The following is an 18,138-nucleotide window of genomic DNA, read 5'->3' as shown; positions in this document are numbered from 1 at the left end:
TTCAGGCCAGCTTGGCCAGGCGAGCCAGTACTTCGTCGCGACCCAGCAGGGTCAGGACCAGATCCACCGACGGCGTCTGTGTCGTACCGCAGACCGCAGCGCGGACCGGCATGCCCAGCAAGGGCATCTTGATGCCTTCTGCGGCCACGAAGGCCTTGATGGCGGCACTGATCGACGGTGCATCCCAGGTGGTATCGGCCAGTACCGTGGCGAAGCGGCCCAGGCGAGCCCGGCTTTCTTCGGTCAGGTGTTGCGCGGCGAGTTCGGCCGGCGCGGCATCGTGCCGGTAGAAATAGGTCGCCTGGGCGGCGAGGTCGACGAGGTTGGTGACCCGCTCCTTGAGCAGGGCGATCACCTCGGCCAGCAACGGACCCTGGCTGGCGTCGCAGTCGAGCTTGCGCAGGAAGGGCTGTACCAGATCAGCCAGGCGGGTGTTGTCGGCCGCCTTCATGTGCTGCTGGTTGATCCACAACATCTTGTCGCGGTCGAAGCGCGAGGGGCTCGGGCTGACGTTCTTCAGGTCGAACCATTCCACGAACTGGTCCATGGTGAAGAATTCATCGTCGCCATGGCCCCAGCCCAGGCGTGCCAGGTAGTTGAGCAGCGCTTCCGGCAGGATGCCCTGCTCGCTGTAGTCCACCACGCTGACGGCATCGCGCCGCTTGCTCATCTTCTGGCCGTCGGCGTTGAGGATCATCGGCAGGTGGCCGTAGACCGGCAGCGGTGCACCGAGTGCAGCCAGGATGTTGATCTGGCGCGGGGTGTTGTTGACGTGGTCGTCACCGCGGATGACGTGGGTGATACCCATGTCCCAATCATCCACCACCACGCAGAAGTTGTAGGTCGGCGTGCCGTCCGGGCGCGCGATGATCAGGTCGTCGAGCTCGCTATTGCCGATCTCGATCCGGCCCTTGACCGCATCGTCCCAGGCCACGACGCCGTCGATGGCGTTACGGAAGCGAATCACCGGCTGGATGCCGGCCGGAATGGCGGGCAGTATTTTGTCGCGTTCCGGGCGCCAGCGGCGGTCATAGCGCGGCTTCTCGCCGCGGGCTTCGGCATCCGCGCGCATCTGGTCCAGCTCTTCCTTGCTGGTGTAGCAGTGGTAGGCGCTGCCGGTGGCCAGCATGTCCTGCAGTACGGCCTTGTAACGGTCCATGCGCTGCATCTGGTAGAACGGGCCTTCGTCGTAGCCCAACCCGACCCAATGCATGCCGTCGAGAATGGCCTGCACGGATTCCGGCGTGGAGCGTTCGAGGTCGGTGTCTTCGATCCGCAGAACGAACACGCCTTGCTGCTTGCGGGCATAGGCCCAGCTGAACAGTGCGGTGCGAACGCCGCCGATATGCAGGAGGCCGGTAGGGGAGGGGGCAAAACGGGTACGGACGGTCATGATGGGCCGGATGAAAGCGGTAAAAGCCGTATTCTACCCGGTGCGCCCGTGCTATGAGTGCCGAGTCCGCAATCCGGCCGAAGGCAAGGCCGTGCCAGACAGCACAAACCCCGCTATCAGGCGGGGTTCGCGGGGCACTATTTGAAGTTGAAGCGCAGCTTGCGTTCGCTCTCGGGGCTGCCGGCCCCGACCTGGTTCAGGAACGGCGCCAGCAATGCTTCTGCGCCGTTGGCGGCCTTGAGGCCGACCTCGGCTTGCAGGCCCTGGCGGGCATCCCAGTTGCCCTGGCCATTGAGCTGCAATTGACCGTTCAGGGTGCTGAGCTGTACCTGCCAGCGCTCGCCCGCCGGAGTTACCGTAGCACGATAGTCACCCAGCGGCTGCACGCCCGGCACCAGGCTGGACGCCGCATTGCGCCAATCTAGCAGCAACTGTCCCTCGGGCTTGCCGGCCTGCCACAGAAAGCGACCAGTGCTGAGGTGGAACTGGCCGCTCAGGCCGTAGCCGCGGCTACGTTGATCAAGTTGCAGCAAGGGCGCGGCGGCGAGGCCAAAATTGGCTTCGCGCAGTTCCAGGCTGCGCAGCCCCAGCGCCAGTTGCGCACTGCCGTCATCGAGCTTCAATTGATAGCCGAGCTTGCCGCGCAGCAGCCCGGCCGGCTGCCAGGACCAGCTGACCCGCTCGGCCAGAGCCTTGCCTTGCAGTACCGGTTGGGCCGAGCCCTGCCAGATGCTGCCTTCGGCGGCGGCCAGGGTTAGCTTGTCACCGGTCTGCGACGCAAGCACGCTGCCAAGCAGGCTGGCCGGCAGGCGCAACAAAAGAAAGATGAGCGTCAGCAGTGCCAGTGCCAGCCACCAGTACCAGGCCAGCCGCTTCATCGGGTCCACTCCAGGTCAGCATCTACCAGACCGGGTTCGGGGCCGGCACGGACTGACAGCTTGCTCAGTTGCCAACCCTGATCGCGGGCGCCGGTCATCAAGTTGGTGAGCGCGTTCCAGGGGGCGGCGCTTGCATGCAAGGCGGCGCTTTTGCCGTTGCGCTTGTCGAGACGGGCCGACTGTGGGTTGAGGCCGCTGGCCAGCAGCAGCGTGTTCAGGTCACCGTGCTGTACCGTGCCGCCTTGCTGGCCCTTGGCGACCAGCAGGTCGCGCTCGAAGCGGGCTACTTCGGTCCTCAGCGTGGGCAGGCTGCGCGACAGGCGGTTACGCTCGGTGTTGATCGGATCGATCATCAGTGCATAGATCAGTGCCAGCAGCAGGAAGACGGCGCCAGCAGTCAGGATGGCGCGCTCACGGGCATTACGTTGCTTCCAGTAGGTCTGGAGAGGGAGCAGGGCGGCGTTCATGGGTTCGGAGTCAGGATAAGCCGGGTGCGGTCGGGTGCAGTCGGTCGGGTATCGACCTTGCCGAGGGCGCTGAGCGTCTGGGTCAGTGCAGCCAGTTGCTCCGGTTTGGCAAGGTATTCCGCCTCGATGCGGCCATTGAGGTAGTCGAGATTGACAAGCTTGACGCTGCCACCCTGCAGGCTGGGTGCCAGGGTCAGCAACCTGTCCAGGCTGTCATTGGTCTTGGGGGCGGCAGTGGGTTTGCCGGCACCGAGCTTGGTTTGCAGCTGCAGCAGGGGGTCGACAATCGGCGTGCCGGGGAAGGCCTGCGAGAAAGCAGTATTGATCTGCTGCTTGAGCGCCTTCTCCTCGCTTCGCCAGCTCCACCATTGTCCCAGCCAGGCGGCGCAGAGCAGGGCAAGCGCGGCACCAGCCAGGATGCCGCTGGGCCTGAGCCGGCTCAGGTCGAGGTCGATCTGTGGACCGGCGGCGAACTCCCCTTGCAGCAGATCGATCGCATCCGGCGCGATGGCCTGCGCCAGCGGGTCGCCTGCCTGGACTTGCACCGGGCAGCCCAGTTGCAGTTGCCAGTGGGCAAGATCGACTTGCCCGGCCAGTTGTGGCGGCAGGGCGAGCGTCAGCTCGGGGCAGTCGGTCAGGGCCAGCTTCAGCAGGTCCGGCACCTGATCGGGGCTGGTGGCGTCGAACCACTGGGCGGCATCGGCCGTGCGGCGGGCCCAGCCGTCGCCGTACCAGAACAGTACTTCACCGTCGGCAGGGATCAGTGCATCGGCGGACCAGACCGCCCGCGGACGACGGCCGACCTGGGTCAGTGTGTTAAGCAGTTCGGCGAGGACGTCGCGTTGTATGGCCGCCACACGGCATTGCTCATCGAGCAGTTTGTGCGCCAGATGCTGCTCGCTGGGTTCGGCCAGCAGGACCTGATCCAGCGCGTAAGGCAGCAGCTTGCCAGCCTGGCGCTTGCTGCCGACAGGCAGGGTGACGCTGGCGCGGAGCACTCTGGCCGGCGGCAGGAAGAGTTCGATTCGGCTGGCAGCGGGTAGCTTGCCGAGCGCTGAGCGCCCGTGGCCCACCTGCAAGCCGGTGAGGGTGCGCCATTCCACTTCGGTGGCGGCGGTCGCCGGTAGGCTGGATTCGGTAATGAACAGTCGCAGCGTAGTCACGTGGCAGGTCGTCGTGCAGGTTGGCCGGAAGGCTGTTGTAAAAAGGCGAGCGGTAGTATGACACAGCGTTGTTGACGGTGAGCTTGCATATGCCTGGAAGCCATCGCCTTGTTCGAGGTCGGTGTGGCTGGCTGGACCGGTATCGCGAGGAAGGGTTCCACGGGCAGGTCGTATGACGGAGGGGGCCGAATTGTCGCAAGTCGCCGAGCGGGTTTGTTTTTTCCGGGCGGTCTCGCCTATAATCCCCGATTCTTTACGCGCCGCCTGTCCGAAAAGACCCGGCTAACCCTTGTTGGGGCGTGAGTTAATGCGAGCGTGGCGGAATTGGTAGACGCACTGGATTTAGGTTCCAGCGCCGCAAGGCGTGAGAGTTCGAGTCTCTCCGCTCGCACCACGGTTTCGCTGTCGCCGGCATGTTCCGGCGGTTTGAAGCATATTTGCAATACAGGATAGATTGACCATGCAAGCACAACTGGAAACGCTGGGCCAACTGGAGCGTCGTCTTGACTTCGCCATCCCGTCCGCCGATATCGAGACCGCCGTTGACGCCCGGCTGAAGCGCGTGGCCCGTACCGCCCGCATTCAGGGCTTCCGTCCTGGCAAGGCACCGATGAAGATCGTCGCCGCCAACTACGGTCTGCAAGCCCGTGAGGAAGTACTGAACGAGCAGGTGCAAACCGCGTTCACCAAGGCTGTCCAAGAACAGAAGCTGCGCGTTGCGGGTTTCCCGCAATTCGTCGGCAAGCCGTCGGAAGGCGATGCCTTCGCATTCAGCGCCACGTTCGAGGTTTACCCGGAAATCACCGTGGGCGACCTGGCCAGCAAGGAAGTCGAACGCCCGGTACTGGAAGTGTCCGACGTTGAAGTCGACAAGACCATCGACATCCTGCGCAAGCAACGTACCCGTTTTGACCGCGTCGAACGCGCTGCCGAGAAGGGCGATCGCCTGATCGTCGACTTCAAGGGCACCATCGATGGCGTCGCCTTTGCCGGCGGCTCCAGCGAGAACTATGCCTTCCTGGCTGGCGAAGGCCAGATGCTGCCCGAGTTCGATACCGCCGTGCTGGGTATGAAGGAAGGCGACAGCAAGACCTTCGACCTCAGCTTCCCTGCCGACTATCAAGGCCAGGAAGTGGCTGGTAAGACTGCCCAGTTCGAAGTGACCGTGAAGAACGTGGCTGCACCACAGGTTCCGGAACTGAACGCCGAATTCGCCAAGCTGCTGGGTATCGAGAGCGGCGATCTGGACGCCCTGCGCGCCGAGATTCGCAAGAACGTCGAGCGCGAAGTGAAGCGTCGCCTGACTGCCCGCGCCAAGGAAGGCGTGATGCAGGCTCTGCTGGACGTGACCCCGGTTGAAGTGCCGAAGGCACTGCTGGGTCAGGAAATCGGCCGTTTGGTCGAGAACGCCAAGCAGGAAATGCAGCAGCGTGGTTTCGACCCGCAGAACATGCCTTTCCCGCCGGAACTGTTCGAAGAGCAAGCCAAGCGTCGCGTTAGCCTGGGCCTGATCCTGGCTGAAGTCGTTCGCGCCAACAAGCTCGAAGCAAAGCCGGAACAGATCCGTACCATCGTTGACGAGTTCGCCGAGAGCTACGAGCATCCCGAAGAAGTGGTCAAGTGGTACTATTCCAGCCCTGAACGCCTCGAAGGCCCGGAGGCGCTGGCACTGGAAGACAACGTGGTTGAGTTTGTCTACACCCAGGCCAAGACGGTTGACAAGCAACTGGCGTTTGACGAACTGATGGGCCAACAGGCTTAAGTTCTGACTCGTCTTGCTTGAAAAAGGGCTCGTCCGCCTTACCTTAAAGGTAAGTGCCGGCCGGGCCTTTTTTCATCCCGGCTACTTTCTTCGACTTGCCTGACCTTTCCGAGGTCATGAAGGACATCATGAGCAACTGGAATTCCGCCGACTGGCGCAACACCCAAACCGACCCGCAAGCCCTGGGCTATGTGCCGATGGTGATCGAGCAAAGCGGCCGCGGCGAACGTGCTTACGATATCTACTCGCGCCTCCTGAAAGAGCGCGTGATCTTCCTGGTGGGACCGGTGAACGATGCCACCGCCAATGTGGTGGTCGCACAGATGCTGTTCCTGGAGTCGGAAAATCCGGACAAGGATATCTATCTGTACATCAACAGCCCCGGCGGTTCGATCTCCGCCGGCATGTCGATCTATGACACCATGCAGTTCATCAAGCCCGATGTGTCGACGCTTTGCGTTGGCATGGCGGCCAGCATGGGCGCCTTCCTGCTGCAGGCCGGTGCCAAGGGCAAGCGCTTTGCGCTGCCGAACTCGACCGTCATGATCCATCAGCCGCTGGGTGGTTTCCAGGGCCAGGCGACCGATATCGAGATCCATGCCAAGTACATCCTCAGCCTGCGTGAGCGGCTGAACAAGCTGATGGCCGAGCATACCGGCCGCAGCCTGGAAGAGATTCAACGCGACAGCGATCGCGACAACTTTATGACCGCTGCAGAAGCGAAAGACTATGGCCTGGTTGACCAGGTGATTACTTCGCGTCAGGCCGTGGGTTAAAGTCCAGTATTGACCCGTTCGCCATCGGGCCGGCTTTGCGCCGGCCCGCCGGTTTTCCAGTTTGCAGCCGTCCAGGCGGCTGCGCAGCAATGGCGAGGTTGCCATGACCGACAAAGAAAAACTCCTTTACTGCTCCTTCTGCGGCAAGAGCCAGCATGAGGTGCGCAAGCTGATTGCAGGCCCGCAGGTCTTTATCTGCGATGAATGCATCGAGCTATGCAATGACATCGTCCGGGAGGAACTGCAATCGGGCACCGCGGGTGCTACGGCTGCAGCCAAGGGCGGTGCGGGCAAGCTGCCGTCGCCGGCCGAAATCCGTGCGTCGCTGGACCAGTATGTCATCGGTCAGGACAAGGCCAAGAAGACCCTGGCCGTGGCGGTGTACAACCACTACAAGCGCCTGGCCAATCCGGCCGCCAAGTCTGGCGACGTTGAACTCGCCAAGTCCAACATTCTCTTGATCGGACCGACCGGTTCGGGCAAGACCTTGCTGGCTCAGACGCTGGCGCGTCTGCTGGACGTGCCGTTCGTGATGGCCGATGCCACGACGCTGACCGAAGCCGGCTATGTCGGTGAGGACGTCGAAAACATCATCGCCAAGCTCCTGCAGAAGTGCGATTGGGATATCGAAAAGGCCCAGCGCGGCATTATCTATGTCGACGAGATCGACAAGATTTCGCGCAAGTCCGACAACCCCTCGATCACCCGCGATGTATCGGGTGAGGGCGTGCAGCAGGCTTTGTTGAAGCTGATCGAAGGTACGGTCGCGTCGATCCCGCCGTCGGGTGGCCGCAAGCATCCGAACCAGGAGTTCCTGCAGGTCGATACCACCAATATCCTGTTCATCTGCGGCGGTGCCTTCGATGGCCTGGCACAGGTGATCCGCCAGCGTTCGCAAAAGGGCGGCATTGGCTTTGGTGCTTCGGTGCACTCGAAGGACGAGAGCAAGGATGTGGGCAAGACCCTGCGCGAGACCGAGCCGGAAGATCTGATCAAGTTTGGTCTGATCCCCGAATTTGTCGGCCGTTTGCCGGTGGTTGCCACGCTGGATGAGCTGGACGAAGCCGCGCTGATCACCATCCTGACCGAGCCCAAGAACGCGCTGATCAAGCAATACCAGAAGCTGTTCGAGCTGGAAGGTGCGGAGCTGGAAGTACGTGCCGAGGCGCTGTCTGCGATCGCCCGCCGCGCTCTGGCCCGCAAGACCGGCGCACGTGGCCTGCGCTCCATCCTGGAAGGCGCGCTGCTCGACACCATGTACGAGCTGCCGTCGCAGCGCGATGTGAAGAAGGTGGTGATCGATGAGAACGTCATCGAGCACGCCGGCCAGCCTATCCTGGTGCACGAAGACAAGCCGCAGTCGCAAGCTGCCTGAGTCTGGACCAGTTAGCGGTTTGCATTGCAAACCGTCGCTAAGTGGTTAAAAGTAAAAGAAACCGCCCTTCGAGGCGGTTTCTTTTTTGCCGCTCTAGTTGCGAAGCGCGCCGTATATCAGTCAAGATGGATTCGCAAACGATTGAAATAGGTCGTTTGCCCCCCATCTTCCAGCCATCGACTCTCGCACTGGATATCCCATGTCCCAGCATACCGAATTACCCGCCAAGCCCATTGAGATGCCCCTGTTGCCGTTGCGTGACGTGGTGGTGTTCCCCTATATGGTGATTCCGCTGTTTGTGGGCCGCCCCAAGTCAATACGCGCGCTCGAAGCCGCGATGGAGGCGGGCAAGCAGATCCTCCTGCTGGCGCAGAAAAACGCCGCCAAGGACGAACCTGTCGCCAGCGATATGTACGACATCGGTACCGTCGCGACCATCCTGCAGATGCTGAAGCTGCCCGACGGCACCGTGAAGGTGCTGGTGGAAGGTAGCCAGCGTGCGCTGGTCGAGACCATTACCGAGGATGAGGGCCACTTTACCGTGACCGCCCGTCCGGTGCCGATGGACGCGGTCGAGGATACCGAAACCGAGGCAATGCGCCGCGCCTTGCTCGGCCAGTTCGATCAGTTCGTCAAACTGAACAAGAAGATCCCGCCGGAGGTGTTGACCTCGCTGTCGGGCATCGAGCGTGCCGGCCGCCTGGCCGATACCATTGCTGCCCATCTGCCGCTCAAGCTCGAGCAGAAGCAGGAAATCCTCGAGATGTTCAAGGTTGGCGATCGCCTTGAGCACCTGCTCAAGCAACTGGAAGCCGAACTCGACATCCTGCAGGTGGAAAAGCGTATCCGTGGCCGCGTGAAGCGGCAGATGGAGAAGAGCCAGCGCGAGTACTACCTGAACGAGCAGGTCAAGGCGATCCAGAAGGAACTGGGTGAGATCGAGGAAGGTGCAGAGCTTGATGAGCTGGAAAAGCGCATCAAGGCTGCCGGCCTGCCCAAGGACGCCAAGACCAAGGCCGATGCCGAGCTGAAGAAGCTGAAGATGATGTCGCCCATGTCGGCCGAGGCCACCGTGGTGCGCAACTACATCGATACGTTGATCGGCCTACCGTGGAAGAAGAAGACCAAGATCAGTAAGGACCTGGCCGAGGCCGACAAGGTGCTCGACAGCGACCATTACGGCCTCGACAAGGTCAAGGAACGCATCGTCGAGTATCTTGCCGTGCAGCAGCGCGTCGACAAGCTCAAGGCCCCCATCCTGTGCCTGGTAGGCCCTCCTGGCGTGGGTAAGACCTCGCTGGGTGAGAGCATCGCCCGTGCGACCAACCGCAAGTTCGTTCGGATGGCGCTGGGTGGCGTGCGTGACGAAGCCGAGATTCGCGGCCATCGCCGCACCTATATCGGCTCCATGCCCGGCAAGATCCTGCAGTCGATGACCAAGGCCGGCGTCAAGAACCCGCTCTTCCTGCTCGACGAAGTGGACAAGATGGGCGCGGATTTCCGCGGCGATCCTTCCTCCGCCTTGCTGGAAGTACTGGACCCGGCGCAGAACCACGCCTTCAGCGATCACTACCTCGAAGTGGACTACGACCTGTCCGACGTGATGTTCGTGGCGACCGCCAATTCGCTGAATATCCCGGCCCCGCTGCTGGACCGGATGGAAATCATCCGTCTCGCAGGCTATACCGAGGACGAGAAGGTCAATATCGCCGAGAAGTACTTGGTGCCCAAGCAACTGACGGCCAACGGCCTGAAGGAAAACGAGCTGGTGATCCAGGAATCGGCGCTGCGCGATATCGTCCGCTACTACACCCGCGAAGCCGGCGTGCGTAGCCTGGATCGTGAAGTGGCCCGCATCTGCCGCAAGGTGGTGAAGGCGCTGCTGCTCAAGCCGTCCGACCGCAAGGTAACGGTCACCGGCAAGAACCTGGACAAGTACCTGGGTGTGCGCAAGTTCACCTATGGCCTGGCCGAAGAGAACAACCAGGTCGGCCAGGTAACCGGTCTGGCCTGGACCGAGGTGGGCGGCGAGTTGCTGACCATTGAGGCGGTATCGCTGCAGGGCAAGGGCAAGATGATTACCACCGGCACCCTGGGTGAGGTGATGCAGGAATCCATACAAGCGGCCTTGTCTGTCGTTCGGAGCCGCGCGGTGAGCCTGGGTATCGATACCGACTTCTACCAGAAGCACGATATCCATATCCACTTGCCGGAAGGCGCGACGCCCAAGGACGGTCCGTCGGCAGGTATCGCCATCACCACCGCCATGGTGTCCATCCTGACCGGTATTCCGGTACGGGCGGATGTGGCGATGACCGGCGAAATCACGCTGCGTGGTGAAGTACTGCCTATCGGCGGCCTGAAGGAAAAGCTGTTGGCGGCGCATCGCGGCGGCATCAAGCATGTGCTGATACCGGATGGCAACACCAAGGACCTGGTGGAGATTCCGGACAACATCAAGCAGAAGCTGGAGATTCATCCAGTGAAGTGGATAGACCAGGTACTGGCTCTGGCCCTGGAGCGGCAACCCGTGCCACGGCCTGCAGAGCCGGAGGCCCCGGCGGCGGAAGCCGCGCCGGCAGCCGGTGCACCTGCACCGGCGAGCAGTACGCCGACCAAACATTGAGCGTCGTAAGATAGGCCGGCCTTCGGGTGCGGTGAGCGACAGCTCGCTCGCCGCACTCGGAAAAAAGGCTTTCCGGAACGAACGATTGATGTGAATTGGAACAATTTCCGGCCAAACACCCGGAAATCCAGCAGTGACGCGGCTTTGCGCTTGACACGTGAAAAATCCGCTTGCTATAAAGCTCGTGCGTTTGACCTTCGTTGCTCATCCTATCAACCGAAAGGGGACATAAGTGAATAAGTCGGAACTGATTGACGCCATCGCCGGCGAAGCCGAGATTTCCAAGGCTGCTGCAGGCAAAGCGCTTGACGCTACCATCGCTGCAGTTACCAAGGCTCTCAAGGGGGGTGAACTGGTGACGCTGGTTGGGTTCGGTACTTTCTATGTCGGTGAACGTAGTGCACGCAGCGGTCGCAATCCGCGTACGGGTGCGACCATCAAGATCAAGGCAGCAAAACAACCTAAATTTCGTGCTGGCAAATCTCTAAAAGATGCCGTACAATAGCTGGCTTTCCTGGACCAAGTATTGAACGGCGCTCTTAAGGCGGTTCTTTAGTAGGTTGGATCAGGGTGGTTAGCTCAGTTGGTAGAGCGTCTGCCTTACACGCAGAATGTCGGCGGTTCGACCCCGTCACCACCCACCAGTTATGCCGTAGTCGATCACCCTTTCAAGCTTGAGTGATTAGGCTGAACGGATCTGGAGCGGTAGTTCAGTTGGTTAGAATACCGGCCTGTCACGCCGGGGGTCGCGGGTTCGAGTCCCGTCCGCTCCGCCAGACAAAAAGGGTGAACGTCATGTTCACCCTTTTTTATTGCCTGTAACAAACAGACCCTGCTCGGTGGAGATGTGTTCCGATGTTTGAATTCGTGGATAAGAATCGCCAATTTGCCTCGGTAGCATTGGGGCTGGTTGGTTTGGGCCTGCTGGTAGGCGGTGGCGTGGCGGGTTATAGCGCGTCGGGCGAAACCGACTTCCTGGCCAAGGTCGATGGGGTCAAGATCGGCGAGCGCGAGCTGGCTGCGGCCAACAACGGCCAGCCGGTAGCCGATGCGGCCAAGCCGCAGTTGCTGCAGGAAGCCGTGCAGCGGCAACTGATGCTCAATGAAACCAACAAGCAATATGTGCGCGCCAGCGATGCGCAGTTGCGCGAGCAGATCCTCAAGATTCCGGCTTTCAAGGATGAAAAGGGCCAGTTCAGCCCCGAGCGCTACAAGGAACTGGTCGCAGCCCGGCAGATGACGGTGCAGCAGTTCGAAGCCAAGCTGGCTGAAGACATGCGCCTGCAGCAACTGGTGGGCTCGCTGCTATCAAGCAGCATCACCTCCAAGGCTGCTGGCGATCGCCTGATCACTGCTCTGGCAACGCCGCGCGACGTGGCGATGTATCGCTACACGCCTGAGCGTTACCTGGACCAGGTCAAGCTGACCGACGCCGATATCAAGCAGTACTACGACAGCCATCAGGCCGACTATCGCCTGCCTGAGCGGGTAAAGCTCGACTACGTGGTGTTGTCGCGCGACGAATTCGCCCAGAGCATTACGGTGGATGCTGCCAAGGTGCAAGCCTACTTCGATGCCCACAAGGGCGAGCTGGCGCCGGAAGAGCGTCAGGTCCGCCATATCCTGATCAAGGCCGATGCCGGCGCGACCGCCGCTGTGAAGGCCGCCGCCAAGCAGAAGGCAGAAAAGCTGCTGGCCGAGATCAAGCAGAACGGTAGCCGCTTTGCCGAACTGGCCAAGCAGAATTCGGATGATCCGGGCTCGGCCGCACAAGGCGGTGACCTGGGCTTCTTCGGTCGCGGCTCGATGGTGAAGCCGTTCGAGGAAAGTGCATTCAAGCTCAAGAAGGGCGAACTGAGCGATCTGGTCGAGACCCAGTACGGTTACCACATCTTGCAGTTGACCGATGTCCGCAGCAAGACCGTGGCTGAACTGACGCCGGTGATCGAGCAGCGCATCCGCCTTGAAGAGGGCCAGAAGCGCTTCCAGGCCGAGGCCGAGAACTTCTCCACCCTGGTCTACCAGCAAGCCGATAGCCTGCAGCCTGCGGCGACGGCCTACAAGCTGACCATCAAGCACAGCGACTGGGTGAGCCGCGATGCCGCGACCGACCCGCTGCTGAACAATGCCAAGCTGCGTGAGGCGGTGTTTGGTGAAGATGTGCTGACCAAGAAGCACAACAGCGATGCGGTTGAAGTGCAGCCGGGCACCATGCTGGCTGCGCGTGTTGCAGCCCATGAGCCGGCCAAGCTGCAACCGCTGGCTGAGGTCAGCACCAAGATCAGCGATACCCTCAAGCGCGAACGTGCCGTCAAGCTGGCGCAGGAAGCCGGCAAGCAGGCCCTCGCGGACCTGCAGGCTGGCAAGACCCCTGCCGTCGAGTGGAGTGCCGCCAAGCCGGTCAGCCGCCTGCAGAACCTGGGTCTGGACAAGGCCTCGGTGGACGCCGTATTCGCGGTGCCTGCCGCCAAGCTCCCCGGCTATGCCGGTGCGCAGGCCGCCGATGGCTACAGCCTGTACCGTGTCGCCGCCTCGGTGGCACCGCCGCTGGACCCTGCCATGCGTGCCAACTTGGGTGGTTCGCTGGGCCAGATGGCCGGCCAGCAGGACCTGCTGGGTTACCTGGGCCAACTGCGCAAGGCGCAGAAGGTCGAGCTGAAGTAAGCCGGCCGCAGTGCAATATAAAAAAGCGCTTCCTTGGAGGCGCTTTTTTATTTACGGTGCACGATGGCTGGCGTGAGGCTCAGGCAGGTTTCTTGCCGGTTTCCAGCTCGTAGACGGTCTTGCCGCGCAGCTTGAACAGGTGGGCGGCATGGTAGAGGTTCTCGGAGTGGCCGACGAACAAGAGGCCGTTGCTGCGCAGAAGCGGCGCGAAGCGCTCCAGGATCTTGAGTTGGGTGGCGCGGTCGAAATAGATCATCACGTTACGGCAGAACATGGCGTCGAACGGGCCGCGGATGGCCCAGACCGGATCGATCAGGTTCTGGCGGCGGAAGGTCATCATCTCGCGCAGTTCGGCCTTGATCTCGTATTGACCATCGGGGCGCTTGGTAAAGAAACGGCTCAGTTGCTGCGGTGTCAGCTTGTCGACCTTGTCTGCACTGTAGATGCCAGCCTGCGCGATCTTCAGCACGCTGGTGTCCAGATCGGTGGCGATGATCTTGACCGGTGGTCGCAGGCTGTCAAAGGCCTCGGCCGCGGTGATGGCCAGCGACCAGGGCTCCTCGCCGGTGGAGGCGGCCGAACACCAGATATTGAGCGTACCGAGCGGCTTGTTGGCGCGCAGGTGCTCCAGCAGGACCGGGAAGTGGTGCGACTCGCGAAAGAAGGAGGTGAGGTTGGTGGTCAGCGAATTGATGAAGGCTTCCCATTCCGCCTCGTTGCCACGTTCCAGCAGCACCAGGTATTCCTGGAAAGTGGCAAAGCCATGTGCCCTGAGGCGCTTGGCCAGCCGGCCGTAGACCATGTCGTGCTTGCTATCGTTCAGCGCGATGCCGGCATAGTCATAGATGAGCTTCTTGACCCGTTCGAAATCCTGCTGAGTGAACTTGAACTCGCGACTGGCCAGTGGCGCCGGGGCGAGGGTGGGCGGAAACAGGGGCGCGCGTGGCGTTGGAGAATCTTTCATGGTTCACCTATCTTAGCAGCCTGCAGCAAGATGCAAATGCAGTGCGTGGGGTTCGGCAGCGATTTCCGTCGATCTGGCCGGGGCGGCGGTGATTGCCGCCAGTCTATGCCGGCAAGGACCGGTTGCTTGCGCATTGCGCGCGGGTCGCGAGCGATACGAAAGGGGTCTTGCCCCGCAGCCAGGCTGGGTTTCAGCGGCCTGAGTGGGTGATGATAATGCAGCCGACTGACGGTAGGTGCATCGGTCTGGATGTTGCTTGATTGTGTTGGTAATCAACGTGTTGCCGGGTGACAGGGGTTGCCTGGACTACACTGCCAGCAGGAGGAATCATGGCGGACTATGGCATCGGCAATAAGAGCTTCAATTTCGCGCTGTTGAACCAGACGACACCCGGCACGGCCAAGACCAGCGGCAAGGCCGACACGGGTGGCTTCGCCGCCCAGTTGGCGGCGTTCAAGACGCAGAACTTCAACACCCTGCTGGGGGCCGCGTTCGACAGCCCCTCGGCCAAGGCGGCCACCAGCGGTAACGCTGGTGGGGTGAGCGCCTTGCTGGGCGGGCAGGAGGACAGCAACGACTTCCTGTCTGCCCTGACCAGCAGTCGCAAGCTGACAGCCAGCAGCGCGGTCAGTGGGCTGAACATGAGCCTGTTTGATCCGCAGGCTGGTTACGACATGATGAGCCTGATCAACAAGAAGGAAGTCAGCTACAAGGCGCAGTTTGCCGAACTGAGCCAGATGGGCGAGGCGCTGAAGAAAATGCAGGCGGCCGGCAAGTCGCTCAACGGCATGGCGAGCGATGCCAGCGACGCCGATATCAAGGCGCAGCTGCAAGCCTTTACCGAACAATACAACGCCTGGGTGAAGCAGTTCGACGCCGACATGCAATCCGGCGGCGTGTTGGCCGATACCCAGGCCGCCAAGGTCTCGCGCTATGAGTTGGCGCAAAGCGTAGGCAGCATTTTCCATGGCGCGGCAGATGGTCTGCAGGGCATGCCGGCGCTGGGACTCAGCATCGACCCGGCAACGGGGCTCGCCAGCTTGGATGTCGCCAAGCTCGACGCCACCCTGGCCAGCAATCGCAAGGGCGTGCTGAGCACGGTCCGGGATTTCAGCAGCAACTTCAGTACCGCTGCCGGCATGCTGAACAACAGCGACAATTTCATCCCGCGTCAGCTGGATAACCTGGGACGCGCGATCCAGTTCATTGCCGACAACAAGACCGCCTGGCAGTCCGAGTTCGGGACCGGGGCCGACTACGCGGCAACCGGGGCAGTCGCCCAGGCCGCGGCGGCATACAAGCAGCTATTCCGGGCCTGAGCCCATGCCCTGATATCCCTGCGGGCCTCCTATCGAGGCGGGCGGGACATCAGGGTTTGCGCGGGCTTCAGGTCATCGGCCTCAGGCTTCCGGGCCGTCGGGCCAGTGCAGCACTAATTGCTTCTTGCTGGGGCTGCTGATCTTCTGCTTGCGCTGCTGGTCGCCGTGGCTCGCTTCTACCGTATAGCTGCCCTTGGGCAGCTTCAGCAGGCAGGTCGGTCCATCGGCCTTGAACTGCAGCGGCTGTGCAAGGCCCTTGCCGCTGATGGTGACATCGACATCCGCCACATAGGCCCCGCGTTGCCCGGCGACGAACAGCAGCGAGAGGTCTGCGTTGCGCCGTTCGGCCTGGATGATCGCCATGCTTTCGTCGCCGACGCCGCCGCAGAGATATTGTCCCTGATCCTGGTTTTGCCATCCCTTGTCCTGCGCCTGCAGGGTGCCTGCGGTGATGACCAGCAGGCCGAGTATCACGATTCGCATTTCACGCTCCTTGGAGTTCGTTGTTGGTTTGCCTACCCACGGCGAGCGGTATGGCTCATTGCGGCGCATCCACCTGGCGCCGTGCGTGGCGGGCAAGATGTATTTGCAGGGATCGTGCCCGTTTGAGGTATAGCTAAGTACATGAATTGGCGTGTTTTTTATTCTTGGCGGATAGGCTGGTCCGGTAAGCCTTGCATGCCGGCGCGTAAGCCTTGCCATGGCGGGACTGCCTGCAGGGTCTGCCGAGGTGCCGCTTGTGGCGACGGGTACTCCGCAGTAAAGTATTTGCGTCCTAAACCATTGCCAAGAAAGGAGGAAAGGATGAGTTTGCCCAAGTGCACCGTATGGTTTGCACGCCTTTACGGCATGTATGCCGGCTCTTGCCCACGTTCCATCGCGCTGCGATAACCAGGCCAGAGCAAAGACCTTTCCCCTAGCGATTTTCTCCGCTACCTCGTTTTCGTCAGCGCGCCTGTTGATGCGGATGCTTGCATCCCTAAGAACTGGTAAGCGCCATGACTACACTGATTTCTGCTGTATCCCTGCAACTGGAAGCCAACCACGGCCTGTTGTTCCAGGATCTTTCCTTTACCCTCAAACACGGTGACCGCGTCGGTCTGATCGGTCACAACGGCAGTGGCAAGAGCACCTTGCTCAAATTGCTGAGCCGACAGCTGGAGCCGGGCGCTGGCACGGTGCACTATGCGCGCGCCTGCCGCCTGCAACTGGTTGAACAGCATTTGCCGGAACGGCTGATGTCGCTCAGCCTGCGCGAGGCCTTGCTCGACGCGATCGCCCAGCAGCCGGAACACGCCTGGCGCGTAGATAGCCTGCTGGCCGAGCTGGGGCTGGATCCGGCCAGTTTCGATGTGCCGGTCGCCTCGCTCAGCGGGGGGCAACATACCCGGCTGCTGCTGGGGCGGGCCGTCCTGCAGGACCCGAATGTCTTGCTGCTGGATGAGCCCAGCAACCACCTCGACCTGCCGGCCATGCTGTGGCTGGAGGACTTCCTGCAGCGTTGGCAGGGGGCCTATATCCTGGTCTCCCACGACCAGCGCCTGCTGGACAACGCCACCCGCCATAGCTGGCTGCTACGCGACCAGCGGCTGTATGCCTTTGATCTGCCCTGCAGTGCGGCGATGCAGGCGCTGGCGGAGGCCGATGTCGCCGCCAGCGAACGCCATGCCGCCGAGCAGAAGGAGATTGATCGGCTGGCGGCGAGCAGTCACCGGCTGGCGGTCTGGGGCAAGGTCTACGACAACGAGGGCTTGGCCCGCAAGGCCAAAACCTTGCAAAAGCGGGTGGACCGGCTCAAGGATGAACAATCCTTTGTCAGTGATGGTGCACCGTGGCGCCTGACCCTGCAAGGCCAGTCGTCCCCGGCGCGGCAACTGCTGGTGCTGGAGGATCTGCCGGTCCGGGCTGCGCCCGGTTTGCCCTCCTTGTTCAATGTGGAGGCCCTGTGGGTACGACCCGGTGACAAGATCGCCCTGCTGGGCGCCAACGGCATGGGTAAATCGTCGCTGCTGCGGCTGTGCTGGCGTGCCATCCAGTCGGGCCAGGCCGAAGCGGGGTTCAGCCATCACGCGGGGGCTGCCATCGGTTACTACGATCAGTCACTGCAGCAACTGCGGGATGATGACGACCTCAGTAGCGCACTGGGACATTTTGTCCGGTTGGACGATATGGCGGGACGCCGGGCCTTGATCGCGGCCGGCTTTCCCTATGCCCGGCATGGCCAGAAGGTGGGATCGCTGAGCGGTGGCGAGCGTGCTCGGCTGCTGTTCCTGGGTTTGTCGCTGGCGCGTTACCACCTGTTGCTGCTGGATGAGCCGACCAACCATCTCGACATGCAGGGCAAGCACCAGCTGGCTGACGCGCTGCGGACATTTGCCGGCAGCTTCGTGCTGGTCTCGCACGACCGGCAGTTGATCGAGCATGCCTGCCAGCAGTTCTGGGTGGTGCAGGATGGCCGGCTGACGCAATGGCAGGACGCGGCGGGGGCCTACCAGCATTTGCTGGCGCAGGCACCCAGGGAGACGGACATGCCTGCGACGCTGGCGGAGATGGCCGCGCCGATCGGCGGTCATGTTCTGCCCGATGACCCGGACGGGCTGCTACAGCGCCTGTGCGAGCTGGAGACGCTATTGGCCGCGGATCTGGCGCGCAAGGCCAGGAACCAGAAGCCGTCGCTGCAGTTGCAATGGCAGCAGGAGATCGAGCAGCTCAGCCTGCAACTGGGTCTGATTGACTAAACCCCGGGTTGGC

The 18,138-nt window shown here is 61.9% G+C and carries 14 protein-coding genes and 3 tRNA genes; 11 read left to right on the top strand and 6 right to left on the bottom strand.

Features of this window, described 5'->3' with window-relative positions:
• Position 1: 1 nt before the first annotated feature.
• The 4 genes from gltX to gspL form a co-directional block, all read right to left on the bottom strand.
• Entirely contained in the window at positions 2–1,393 is a 1,392-nt protein-coding gene (gene gltX, locus ACYVHK_RS15125) for a glutamate--tRNA ligase (protein ID WP_460533727.1), read from the bottom strand.
• A 137-nt stretch (positions 1,394–1,530) separates the two neighbouring features.
• Positions 1,531–2,271 carry a type II secretion system protein N gene (locus ACYVHK_RS15120; RefSeq protein ID WP_460533725.1) on the bottom strand — a complete coding sequence of 247 codons (741 nt, stop codon included), beginning with the start codon at positions 2,269–2,271 and terminating at the stop codon, positions 1,531–1,533.
• Complete coding sequence (gene gspM / locus ACYVHK_RS15115) at positions 2,268–2,738, bottom strand: type II secretion system protein GspM (protein WP_460533723.1); 471 nt, start codon at positions 2,736–2,738, stop codon at positions 2,268–2,270. The genes ACYVHK_RS15120 and gspM overlap by 4 nt, the downstream gene beginning before the upstream one ends.
• Positions 2,735–3,901: a type II secretion system protein L gene (gspL, locus tag ACYVHK_RS15110; RefSeq protein WP_460533721.1), complete on the bottom strand. Its 1,167-nt coding sequence runs from the start codon at positions 3,899–3,901 to the stop codon at positions 2,735–2,737. Before gspL ends, gspM begins: the two co-directional genes overlap by 4 nt.
• A gap of 309 nt (positions 3,902–4,210) precedes the next feature.
• Here gspL and ACYVHK_RS15105 point away from each other — a divergent pair.
• The 9 genes from ACYVHK_RS15105 (at position 4,211) to ACYVHK_RS15065 (ending at position 13,104) form a co-directional block, all read left to right on the top strand.
• Positions 4,211–4,295 (top strand) — tRNA-Leu (locus ACYVHK_RS15105).
• Positions 4,296–4,361: 66 nt separating this feature from the next.
• The gene (gene tig, locus ACYVHK_RS15100; protein WP_460533719.1) at positions 4,362–5,663 is read left to right on the top strand and encodes a trigger factor; all 1,302 of its coding nucleotides are present in this window, start codon (positions 4,362–4,364) and stop codon (positions 5,661–5,663) included.
• Between the two features lie 128 nt (positions 5,664–5,791).
• Complete coding sequence (gene clpP, locus ACYVHK_RS15095; protein WP_460533717.1) at positions 5,792–6,439, top strand: ATP-dependent Clp protease proteolytic subunit; 648 nt, start codon at positions 5,792–5,794, stop codon at positions 6,437–6,439.
• 103 nt (positions 6,440–6,542) lie between these two features.
• Complete coding sequence (clpX, locus tag ACYVHK_RS15090) at positions 6,543–7,814, top strand: ATP-dependent Clp protease ATP-binding subunit ClpX (RefSeq protein ID WP_460533715.1); 1,272 nt, start codon at positions 6,543–6,545, stop codon at positions 7,812–7,814.
• 199 nt (positions 7,815–8,013) lie between these two features.
• A complete protein-coding gene (lon, locus tag ACYVHK_RS15085; RefSeq protein WP_460533712.1) occupies positions 8,014–10,440 on the top strand; it encodes an endopeptidase La in 2,427 nt (808 codons plus the stop codon).
• Between the two features lie 232 nt (positions 10,441–10,672).
• A complete protein-coding gene (locus tag ACYVHK_RS15080) occupies positions 10,673–10,945 on the top strand; it encodes an HU family DNA-binding protein (RefSeq protein ID WP_460533709.1) in 273 nt (90 codons plus the stop codon).
• Positions 10,946–11,008: 63 nt separating this feature from the next.
• A tRNA-Val gene (locus ACYVHK_RS15075) sits at positions 11,009–11,084 on the top strand.
• Between the two features lie 55 nt (positions 11,085–11,139).
• Positions 11,140–11,216 (top strand) — tRNA-Asp (locus ACYVHK_RS15070).
• 79 nt (positions 11,217–11,295) lie between these two features.
• Entirely contained in the window at positions 11,296–13,104 is a 1,809-nt protein-coding gene (locus tag ACYVHK_RS15065) for a peptidyl-prolyl isomerase family protein (protein WP_460533706.1), read from the top strand.
• A 79-nt stretch (positions 13,105–13,183) separates the two neighbouring features.
• Here the strand turns inward: ACYVHK_RS15065 and ACYVHK_RS15060 are convergent, their stop codons facing one another.
• Positions 13,184–14,068, bottom strand: a complete 885-nt coding sequence (locus ACYVHK_RS15060) for a CheR family methyltransferase (RefSeq protein ID WP_460533703.1) — start codon at positions 14,066–14,068, stop codon at positions 13,184–13,186.
• A gap of 329 nt (positions 14,069–14,397) precedes the next feature.
• Here ACYVHK_RS15060 and ACYVHK_RS15055 point away from each other — a divergent pair, with 329 nt between their 5' ends.
• A complete protein-coding gene (locus ACYVHK_RS15055) occupies positions 14,398–15,387 on the top strand; it encodes a hypothetical protein (protein WP_460533700.1) in 990 nt (329 codons plus the stop codon).
• An 81-nt stretch (positions 15,388–15,468) separates the two neighbouring features.
• On the opposite strand, the gene ACYVHK_RS15050 is transcribed toward ACYVHK_RS15055, so the two are convergent.
• Positions 15,469–15,870: a hypothetical protein gene (locus ACYVHK_RS15050; RefSeq protein ID WP_460533697.1), complete on the bottom strand. Its 402-nt coding sequence runs from the start codon at positions 15,868–15,870 to the stop codon at positions 15,469–15,471.
• A 515-nt stretch (positions 15,871–16,385) separates the two neighbouring features.
• Between ACYVHK_RS15050 and ACYVHK_RS15045 the strand changes: the two genes are divergently transcribed.
• On the top strand, positions 16,386–18,125 hold the full coding sequence (locus ACYVHK_RS15045) for an ABC-F family ATP-binding cassette domain-containing protein (protein ID WP_460533694.1): 1,740 nt from the start codon (positions 16,386–16,388) through the stop codon (positions 18,123–18,125).
• Positions 18,126–18,138: the final 13 nt, after the last annotated feature.

The organism is Chitinimonas naiadis, from assembly GCF_054780835.1.
The sequence above is the reverse complement of the archived record's forward strand: the minus strand, read 5'-3'. Positions and strand labels throughout refer to the sequence as shown.

Bases quoted from the DNA above. Each gene is read 5' to 3' on its own strand.
- clpP (WP_460533717.1), top strand. From the start codon at position 5,792: ATGAGCAACTGGAATTCCGCCGACTGGCGCAACACCCAAACCGACCCG.
- ACYVHK_RS15120 (WP_460533725.1), bottom strand. From the start codon at position 2,271: ATGAAGCGGCTGGCCTGGTACTGGTGGCTGGCACTGGCACTGCTGACG.
- ACYVHK_RS15055 (WP_460533700.1), top strand. From the start codon at position 14,398: ATGGCGGACTATGGCATCGGCAATAAGAGCTTCAATTTCGCGCTGTTG.
- ACYVHK_RS15060 (WP_460533703.1), bottom strand. From the start codon at position 14,068: ATGAAAGATTCTCCAACGCCACGCGCGCCCCTGTTTCCGCCCACCCTC.
- ACYVHK_RS15050 (WP_460533697.1), bottom strand. From the start codon at position 15,870: ATGCGAATCGTGATACTCGGCCTGCTGGTCATCACCGCAGGCACCCTG.
- gltX (WP_460533727.1), bottom strand. From the start codon at position 1,393: ATGACCGTCCGTACCCGTTTTGCCCCCTCCCCTACCGGCCTCCTGCAT.
- ACYVHK_RS15065 (WP_460533706.1), top strand. From the start codon at position 11,296: ATGTTTGAATTCGTGGATAAGAATCGCCAATTTGCCTCGGTAGCATTG.
- ACYVHK_RS15045 (WP_460533694.1), top strand. From the start codon at position 16,386: ATGACTACACTGATTTCTGCTGTATCCCTGCAACTGGAAGCCAACCAC.
- tig (WP_460533719.1), top strand. From the start codon at position 4,362: ATGCAAGCACAACTGGAAACGCTGGGCCAACTGGAGCGTCGTCTTGAC.
- gspM (WP_460533723.1), bottom strand. From the start codon at position 2,738: ATGAACGCCGCCCTGCTCCCTCTCCAGACCTACTGGAAGCAACGTAAT.
- lon (WP_460533712.1), top strand. From the start codon at position 8,014: ATGTCCCAGCATACCGAATTACCCGCCAAGCCCATTGAGATGCCCCTG.
- clpX (WP_460533715.1), top strand. From the start codon at position 6,543: ATGACCGACAAAGAAAAACTCCTTTACTGCTCCTTCTGCGGCAAGAGC.